Origin of the sequence: Escherichia sp. WS33 (genome assembly GCF_046486385.1) — a bacterium.
Taxonomy (GTDB): domain Bacteria; phylum Pseudomonadota; class Gammaproteobacteria; order Enterobacterales; family Enterobacteriaceae; genus ECMA0423.
The window spans coordinates 183,497-191,365 of sequence record NZ_JBJQLJ010000007.1 but is presented as its reverse complement, the minus strand read 5'-3'; the positions used below and the strand labels follow the sequence as shown (position 1 = coordinate 191,365).

Annotated in this window: 6 protein-coding genes, 1 tRNA gene and 4 pseudogenes; 9 read left to right on the top strand and 2 right to left on the bottom strand. The window is 47.2% G+C overall.

What is annotated here, in order from left to right:
- Both ACJHXA_RS08725 and ACJHXA_RS08720 read left to right on the top strand, forming a co-directional pair.
- Window positions 1–364, top strand: a 364-nt coding sequence (locus ACJHXA_RS08725; protein ID WP_001737846.1) for an integrase core domain-containing protein, incomplete at its 5' end; no start/stop codon positions are given.
- A 1-nt stretch (window position 365) separates the two neighbouring features.
- Window positions 366–702, top strand: a pseudogene (locus ACJHXA_RS08720) (IS3 family transposase); the annotation flags it as partial.
- A gap of 187 nt (window positions 703–889) precedes the next feature.
- On the opposite strand, the pseudogene ACJHXA_RS08715 reads toward ACJHXA_RS08720, so the two are convergent.
- Window positions 890–1,390 (bottom strand): annotated as a pseudogene (locus tag ACJHXA_RS08715) (TonB-dependent receptor plug domain-containing protein); the annotation flags it as partial.
- A 1,179-nt stretch (window positions 1,391–2,569) separates the two neighbouring features.
- Here ACJHXA_RS08715 and ACJHXA_RS08710 point away from each other — a divergent pair.
- From ACJHXA_RS08710 to ldtA, 6 genes and pseudogenes are all read left to right on the top strand, one after another.
- Window positions 2,570–2,758 (top strand): annotated as a pseudogene (locus ACJHXA_RS08710) (IS4 family transposase); the annotation flags it as partial.
- 8 nt (window positions 2,759–2,766) lie between these two features.
- Window positions 2,767–2,910 (top strand): annotated as a pseudogene (locus ACJHXA_RS08705) (cobalamin biosynthesis protein); the annotation flags it as partial.
- A 151-nt stretch (window positions 2,911–3,061) separates the two neighbouring features.
- Window positions 3,062–3,607: a bifunctional adenosylcobinamide kinase/adenosylcobinamide-phosphate guanylyltransferase gene (gene cobU, locus ACJHXA_RS08700; protein ID WP_000973176.1), complete on the top strand. Its 546-nt coding sequence runs from the start codon at window positions 3,062–3,064 to the stop codon at window positions 3,605–3,607.
- The gene (cobS, locus tag ACJHXA_RS08695) at window positions 3,604–4,347 is read left to right on the top strand and encodes an adenosylcobinamide-GDP ribazoletransferase (RefSeq protein ID WP_001326708.1); all 744 of its coding nucleotides are present in this window, start codon (window positions 3,604–3,606) and stop codon (window positions 4,345–4,347) included. The genes cobU and cobS overlap by 4 nt, the downstream gene beginning before the upstream one ends.
- Before the next feature lie 11 nt (window positions 4,348–4,358).
- Entirely contained in the window at window positions 4,359–5,438 is a 1,080-nt protein-coding gene (cobT, locus tag ACJHXA_RS08690) for a nicotinate-nucleotide--dimethylbenzimidazole phosphoribosyltransferase (protein ID WP_001166160.1), read from the top strand.
- 61 nt (window positions 5,439–5,499) lie between these two features.
- Window positions 5,500–6,435, top strand: coding sequence for a L,D-transpeptidase (gene ldtA / locus ACJHXA_RS08685; protein ID WP_000986321.1), 936 nt, complete (start codon window positions 5,500–5,502; stop codon window positions 6,433–6,435).
- A 54-nt stretch (window positions 6,436–6,489) separates the two neighbouring features.
- Here the strand turns inward: ldtA and ACJHXA_RS08680 are convergent.
- Window positions 6,490–6,565, bottom strand: a tRNA-Asn gene (locus tag ACJHXA_RS08680).
- Between the two features lie 326 nt (window positions 6,566–6,891).
- On the opposite strand from ACJHXA_RS08680, the gene nac reads away from it, so the two are divergent.
- Window positions 6,892–7,809 (top strand): nitrogen assimilation transcriptional regulator NAC, encoded by a 918-nt coding sequence (gene nac, locus ACJHXA_RS08675; RefSeq protein ID WP_001011462.1) that lies wholly within the window; start codon window positions 6,892–6,894, stop codon window positions 7,807–7,809.
- Window positions 7,810–7,869 lie beyond the last annotated feature (60 nt).

Here is a 7,869-nt window from a genome sequence, read left to right as displayed (position 1 = left end):
ACGCCGCTTCGGCAACGAGCTTCCGGCGTCTCCAGTAGAGTGGCTGACGGATAATGGTTCATGCTACCGGGCTAATGAAACACGGCAGTTTGCCCGGATGTTGGGGCTTGAACCGAAGAACACGGCGGTGCGGAGTCCGGAGAGTAACGGCATAGCAGAGAGCTTCGTGAAAACGATAAAGCGTGACTACATCAGTATCATGCCTAAACCAGACGGGTTAACGGCAGCAAAGAACCTTGCAGAGGCGTTCGAGCATTATAACGAATGGCATCCGCATAGTGCACTGGGTTATCGCTCGCCACGGGAATATCTGCGGCAGCAGGCCAGTAATGGGTTAAGTGATAACAGGTGTCTGGAAATATAGGGGCAAATCCAGAAGCAGCTACAGAGATTGGAAAAACCGTCCTGAAAAAAAGACGGTAGACGGGCTGTATTACGTAGTCAGGTAATTGAGCTTAATGGCGGAGCAAGGAACATCGCCACAATTGCAACCCGGAGAGACTACCAGATGGGACGCAAGCTTGCTGGCAGTCTCATGAAAGAACAGGGGCTGGTCAGCTGTCAGCCGTTGACCCTCCGGTACAGGCATGGCAGTCATGAACTTGTAGCTATCCTAAGAACTTGAAGGGCGCTTAGCTGTGACACAGCTAAATCAAGTATGGTGACGTGACCTATATCTGGACTGGTAAACGATGGGGATACCCGCTTACGCGAGAGCAATAAGTGGCTGGCCACCATTCTCGATACAAAACTCTGCTGAATAGCAGCGATTTTCCCAGCGTGGTGCGTCTTTTGCATTTTACTGGTTCTGAGTTATCAATTATCTGTTCACTAATGACTACTCTAAAAAGTTGTATCAATTTAAGTGATATAGGGAGTCCGGAGATTCACCCTTTTTGGTGATGAAGTTAACAATACCGCCAATTGCCTGTGAACCGTACAGTACGGAATATGGACCTTTCACTACCTCAACACGCTCCAGCGCAGACTCATCTATCAACAGTCCCACACCATAATTATCTCCGGCGCGCTGATAAGTTACCTCCTGACCATCAATGAGAATTAAAACACGGGAGGATGCTTCGCCACGAATGCGGATTTGTTTACGGCCTGCCAAGGAGTTGTCTGTTATCTCTACTCCGGGGATGTCCTGCAAATTATCGGCTATGGAGGCATTGGTGGAGTTCTGCAATGTTTGTTGGTCAATAACCTGTATAGTCGCCGGGCTTTCCCAAAGGTTGCTTGCCGAACGATTCGTGGTCACGACGAGCGTCTCTTCGTTGCTGATTTTTGTTTCTGAAGAAGTTGCGGTTGCAGTAGAAACTATCCCAGAAATGCATAATGACAGAGTGGAAAGGATATAAATTCGACAAGGTATATTATATAACATTTCATCCCTCATTAATACAAAGTACAAATGATTGCTGTAATGATAATTATTTTCATTTATGTTCTCATATATCTATAATTATTGTCATCTCCATAAATTGTAAATATCAAACATTTTTGACCTTAATCATGTTTTTTGATAGATATTTTACGACTGAACATATCCGTCGTTTCCTCTGACTCGTGTCAGTCGGTCTCTGGTTGTATCCACGGACCGCACTCTTGACATAAGAGTGCGGTCCGTGGAAAACGGAGTTGAAAAAATGGTGTCTGAAAGAAGGTACCATCATTGTGATGACAAATACTTTGGCGTGGATAATGTAATTAATTGCTGAAATTGACCGTATATGCGGTAAGACTCATATCAGTATCAGGTCCGGTTAATTGCTGATACTAATATAAACTTTTTACAAAAGGATGAATGCAGAAGGTTACTCTAATGGCCAGAGTGATGACAATGATGGTCAGACGTTGACCTGCAGAAACTGCATTTTAATTGGTCTATAAAGTCTGCAAGAGGAATCAGGGTCAGATCAGTGAGTCTTATCGCGGCCCGAAGCTATGACTGAAAGAAGGCTGGATACAGAATTGCAACAATTTGGCAATGTCAGAACACAGAAGCTTTGCAAGCAGGTGAAAGGTTATGTCTAGCAAAAGGAGTATATCAGAATATATCTACTGATGTACAAAACACAACAATAGCTTCATGATATATAAATACGTGATGACGAGTGGTACTCCGCATGGTTATTTAACTTCTCAGCACCACTAATGATCCTGAGCAACTTCGTATTTGGGCCATTACCATGGAGTAGAAAGCTGTGTCTGAGAATGCAGAATTTGAGAAAAGAATTCGCTTTCTTGGAGAGCTTCTGAAAATGGCACGCTAACAACGTTTTGTTAAAAAATGTGAATCACTTGCCGGGGCTGCATTTTCTATTCGAGGAGAATGTTGACGTAGATATTACAGAAATCTCAGCGCATCAGGATAAACTGCTACCTTAGGTCAACCACCAAAAGAAAATACAATACGTCCAGTTTGTATGCCTTTAATAACACATCTTCTAAATGTTGAAGAATTATCCCGCCTGCTGAAGAACGTTGCTCTGAGTGTGATAAACCTTTTTATTCTTGATGATGTCAGCGAGAAGATGGAATATATCCCCGACTGGGTCGTGGTTACCCGGTTAAACATCTGGTGGCGCTAATAAATCTGGCAAGTCACATTCTGTTGAATGCTGTGACAGTGCCTTACCGAGAGAGCGAAATTGTGGTGTTCTAGTGCATAGTCGCCACCATTCCGGATAATTCTATTACGTTGTTTTACAAGTTCTTTTACAGCGCAGATCTGTCGCTGACGTTGAATCAATAGCCTGGATTTCAGAACACAATGCCCGTTTGCTGGTTGTTCCGGCAGTAGCATTAATTCATTATCTGAATGAAATGTGTCAATCCACAGAAACCGCTGTCAATGACGCATTTTGTCGGACGTTAACACGAGAAAGTCTGGCTATTCCGTAATGCCATCTTATTTCGTAATGGATTGAGAATGCTGGATTTTTAATTATATTACGCGCAGTATTAATCGCGTAAATGTTTTGCGGTCAGCAACGGTGGGGGATCCATTGTTCTGTTCAATGAATACCATCATACATTTGAATCAGGAGTCGGTATGATGATTTTGGTGACGGGGGGCGCACGGAGCGGGAAGAGTCGCCACGCAGAGGCGCTTATTGGGGACTCTTCACAGGTTCTGTATATCGCTACCTCGCAAATCCTTGATGATGAGATGGCTGCACGGATAGAACATCATCGGCAAGGCCGCCCGGAGCACTGGCGCACAGTGGAGCGCTGGCAACATCTTGATGAATTAATTCATGCAGACATTAACCCGAATGAGGTTGTGTTGCTTGAATGCGTTACCACAATGGTGACTAATCTGTTGTTTGATTATGGCGGCGATAAAGACCCTGATGAATGGGATTATCAGGCGATGGAACAGGCGATTAATGCTGAGATTCAGTCGTTGATTGCTGCCTGCCAACGTTGCCCCGCAAAGGTTGTATTAGTGACTAACGAAGTGGGAATGGGGATTGTGCCGGAGAGTCGTCTGGCACGACATTTTCGTGATATTGCCGGGCGGGTAAATCAGCAGTTGGCCGCTGCGGCAAATGAAGTATGGCTGGTGGTTTCGGGTATTGGAGTAAAAATCAAATGAGTAAATTATTTTGGGCGATGCTCTCATTTATTACGCGTCTGCCTGTACCGCGTCGCTGGTCCCAGGGACTGGATTTCGAGCATTATTCTCGCGGTATTATTACTTTTCCTTTGATTGGATTATTGCTTGGCGCGATTAGCGGGCTGGTCTTCATGGTGCTGCAGGCATGGTGTGGCGCACCACTGGCGGCACTGTTTAGCGTACTTGTGCTGGTGCTGATGACCGGGGGATTCCATCTGGACGGCCTCGCTGATACCTGTGATGGCGTATTTTCTGCACGTAGCCGCGATCGCATGTTGGAAATCATGCGTGATAGCCGTTTAGGCACCCACGGCGGTCTGGCATTGATTTTTGTGGTACTGGCAAAGATTCTGGTGTTAAGCGAGTTGGCTCTGCGTGGCGAATCGATCCTTGCATCGCTGGCGGCAGCATGTGCGGTCAGCCGCGGGACTGCCGCATTATTGATGTATCGTCATCGTTATGCGCGGGAAGAAGGGCTTGGCAATGTGTTCATTGGCAAAATTGATGGGCGACAAACCTGCGTCACACTCGGCTTAGCCGCTATTTTTGCTGCCGTATTATTGCCGGGTATGCATGGTGTGGCTGCTATGGTGGTGACGATGGTGGCGATTTTCATCCTCGGTCAGCTTCTCAAACGTACGCTGGGCGGGCAAACGGGCGATACGCTGGGAGCAGCCATAGAGCTTGGTGAACTGGTCTTCCTGCTGGCACTGCTATAAAGAGACGTGAGATGCAAATACTTGCCGATTTACTGAATACGATCCCAGCCATCGATTCTACCGCTATGTCGCGTGCACAACGGCATATTGACGGGTTACTCAAACCTGTTGGTAGCCTGGGAAAGCTGGAGGTGCTTGCCATACAACTGGCAGGAATGCCGGGGTTGAATGGCATACCGCATGTGGGCAAAAAAGCGGTACTGGTTATGTGTGCCGATCACGGCGTCTGGGAGGAAGGGGTCGCTATTTCTCCAAAAGAAGTGACAGCCATACAGGCTGAAAATATGACCCGTGGAACAACCGGCGTGTGTGTGCTGGCAGAACAAGCGGGCGCTAACGTCCACGTAATTGATGTTGGTATTGATACTGCTGAGCCTATCCCCGGGCTTATCAACATGCGTGTCGCACGAGGTAGCGGCAATATTGCTTCAGCTCCGGCAATGAGTCGCCGTCAGGCTGAAAAGTTGCTTTTGGACGTCATATGTTATACGCAGGAGCTGGCAAAAAACGGTGTCACGCTGTTTGGTGTAGGTGAACTGGGGATGGCAAACACGACACCGGCAGCAGCAATAGTCAGCACAATCACTGGCCGGGATCCTGAAGAAGTGGTTGGGATTGGCGCAAACCTGCCGACAGATAAACTGGCTAATAAAATTGATGTTGTGCGTCGGGCGATTACGTTGAATCAACCAAATCCTCAGGATGGTGTTGATGTCCTGGCAAAAGTGGGTGGATTTGATTTGGTCGGAATAGCTGGAGTGATGTTAGGTGCTGCTTCCTGCGGTTTACCCGTGTTGCTGGATGGATTTCTTTCTTATGCTGCTGCGCTCGCAGCCTGCCAGATGTCTCCTGCGATCAAACCGTATCTCATTCCTTCTCACCTGTCGGCAGAAAAAGGCGCGCGTATAGCGCTCTCGCATTTGGGGCTGGAGCCTTATCTCAATATGGAGATGCGTTTAGGTGAGGGGAGTGGCGCAGCTCTGGCGATGCCCATCATCGAAGCTGCCTGTGCGATATACAACAACATGGGCGAACTTGCTGCCAGTAATATTGTTCTACCGGGGAATACGACTTCTGATTTGAACAGTTAAAAACGAAAAGTCTGATAAAAGCTATACTTAACGGATAGCTTTCGCGACATAGGAAAGGGACATGATGCGTCGTGTAAATATTCTTTGCTCATTTGCTCTGCTTTTTGCCAGCCATACTAGCCTGGCGGTAACTTATCCATTACCTCCAGAGGGTAGCCGTTTAGTGGGGCAGTCGTTTACTGTAACTGTTCCTGATCACAATACCCAGCCGCTGGAGACTTTTGCCGCACAATACGGGCAAGGGTTAAGTAACATGCTGGAAGCGAACCCGGGCGCTGATGTTTTTTTGCCGAAGTCTGGCTCGCAACTCACCATTCCGCAGCAACTGATTTTGCCCGACACTGTTCGTAAAGGGATTGTTGTTAACGTCGCTGAGATGCGTCTTTATTACTACCCACCAGACAGTAATACTGTGGAAGTCTTTCCTATTGGTATCGGCCAGGCTGGGCGAGAAACCCCGCGTAACTGGGTGACTACCGTTGAACGTAAACAAGAAGCTCCAACCTGGACGCCAACGCCGAACACTCGGCGCGAATATGCGAAACGAGGGGAGAGTTTGCCCGCATTTGTTCCTGCGGGCCCCGATAATCCCATGGGGCTGTACGCGATTTATATTGGCAGGTTGTATGCCATCCATGGTACCAATGCCAATTTTGGTATTGGGCTCCGGGTAAGTCAGGGCTGTATTCGTCTGCGCAATGACGATATCAAATATCTGTTTGATAATGTTCCTGTTGGGACGCGTGTGCAAATTATCGACCAGCCAGTAAAATACACCACTGAACCAGATGGCTCGAACTGGCTGGAAGTTCATGAGCCGTTGTCGCGCAATCGTGCAGAATATGAGTCTGACCGAAAAGTGCCATTGCCGGTAACCCCATCTTTGCGGGCGTTTATCAACGGGCAAGAAGTTGATGTAAATCGCGCAAATGCTGCGTTGCAACGTCGATCGGGAATGCCTGTGCAAATTAGTTCTGGTTCAAGACAGATGTTTTAAGAGCGTTGGTAATTAGAAAGCAAAAAGCCTGCTAGAAAGCAGGCTTTTTGAATTTGGCTCCTCTGACTGGACTCGAACCAGTGACATACGGATTAACAGTCCGCCGTTCTACCGACTGAACTACAGAGGAATCGTGTGAACGGGGCGCATATTAATGGCAGTGCATGGTGATGTCAAAGGGTGAAATGCATTTTTTTGTTTGTTTGCTGTCAATTTCAACAAAGTGGTGAGCTTTCAATCTTATTGGGTAATGAACCATCGTGGTGCATACCCTCCTTTTATAGGGCAGGGGAACGCGACAGCTGATTAAAGGAGCAAATGACGAATCTATCATAATCTCTTATTTGACAGTTGGTTAGCTTGTACATCAACACCAAAATAAAACTGGCAAGCATCTTGCAATCTGGTTGTAAGTAATGGCGGCACTTGGGCCGATTCTTAAAAACCGGAGGCAACATGAACTTCAGACGCCTGAAATACTTCGTAAAAATTGTAGATATTGGTAGCCTGACCCAGGCTGCTGAAGTATTGCATATCGCACAACCAGCGCTCAGCCAGCAGGTTGCCACACTGGAAGGTGAGTTAAATCAACAACTTTTGATCCGTACAAAGCGGGGCGTTACACCAACAGACGCCGGAAAAATTCTCTATACCCATGCGCGGGCCATTTTACGTCAGTGTGAACAGGCCCAACTGGCGGTGCATAACGTTGGTCAGGCATTATCGGGGCAAGTCTCGATTGGCTTTGCACCAGGAACCGCTGCGTCATCCATCACCATGCCCTTATTACAGGCGGTTCGCGCTGAATTTCCGGAGATCGTTATCTATCTTCATGAAAATAGTGGTGCAGTGCTTAACGAAAAATTGATAAATCACCAACTCGATATGGCGGTGATTTATGAGCATTCCCCTGTGGCTGGTGTATCCAGTCAGGCTTTGCTGAAAGAAGATCTTTTTCTGGTAGGAACTCAAGATTGCCCGGGGCAAAGCGTTGATGTGAATGCTATTGCGCAAATGAACCTCTTTCTCCCCAGTGATTACAGTGCTATTAGACTTCGTGTTGATGAGGCTTTTTCCCTACGGCGACTCACGGCAAAAGTTATTGGTGAAATTGAGTCTATTGCCACGCTTACCGCAGCGATTGCCAGCGGCATGGGCGTTGCAGTATTACCCGAATCGGCCGCGCGTTCGTTATGTGGCGCAGTAAATGGGTGGATGTCACGCATTACCACTCCTTCCATGAGTCTCTCTTTGTCATTAAATTTACCCGCCAGAGCGAACTTATCGCCACAGGCACAGGCAGTGAAAGAGTTGTTAATGTCAGTGATTAGTTCTCCAGTGATGGAAAAAAGGCAGTGGCAATTGGTGAGCTAAGTGTTATATCGGGATGGAATAAGATGCGGGTTTTTATTATTTGTTATGCCGGGCATTAGA

Excerpts from the sequence above, each read along its gene's own strand:
- cobS (WP_001326708.1), top strand. The coding sequence starts at position 3,604 with ATGAGTAAATTATTTTGGGCGATGCTCTCATTTATTACGCGTCTGCCT.
- ldtA (WP_000986321.1), top strand. The coding sequence starts at position 5,500 with ATGATGCGTCGTGTAAATATTCTTTGCTCATTTGCTCTGCTTTTTGCC.
- nac (WP_001011462.1), top strand. The coding sequence starts at position 6,892 with ATGAACTTCAGACGCCTGAAATACTTCGTAAAAATTGTAGATATTGGT.
- cobT (WP_001166160.1), top strand. The coding sequence starts at position 4,359 with ATGCAAATACTTGCCGATTTACTGAATACGATCCCAGCCATCGATTCT.
- cobU (WP_000973176.1), top strand. The coding sequence starts at position 3,062 with ATGATGATTTTGGTGACGGGGGGCGCACGGAGCGGGAAGAGTCGCCAC.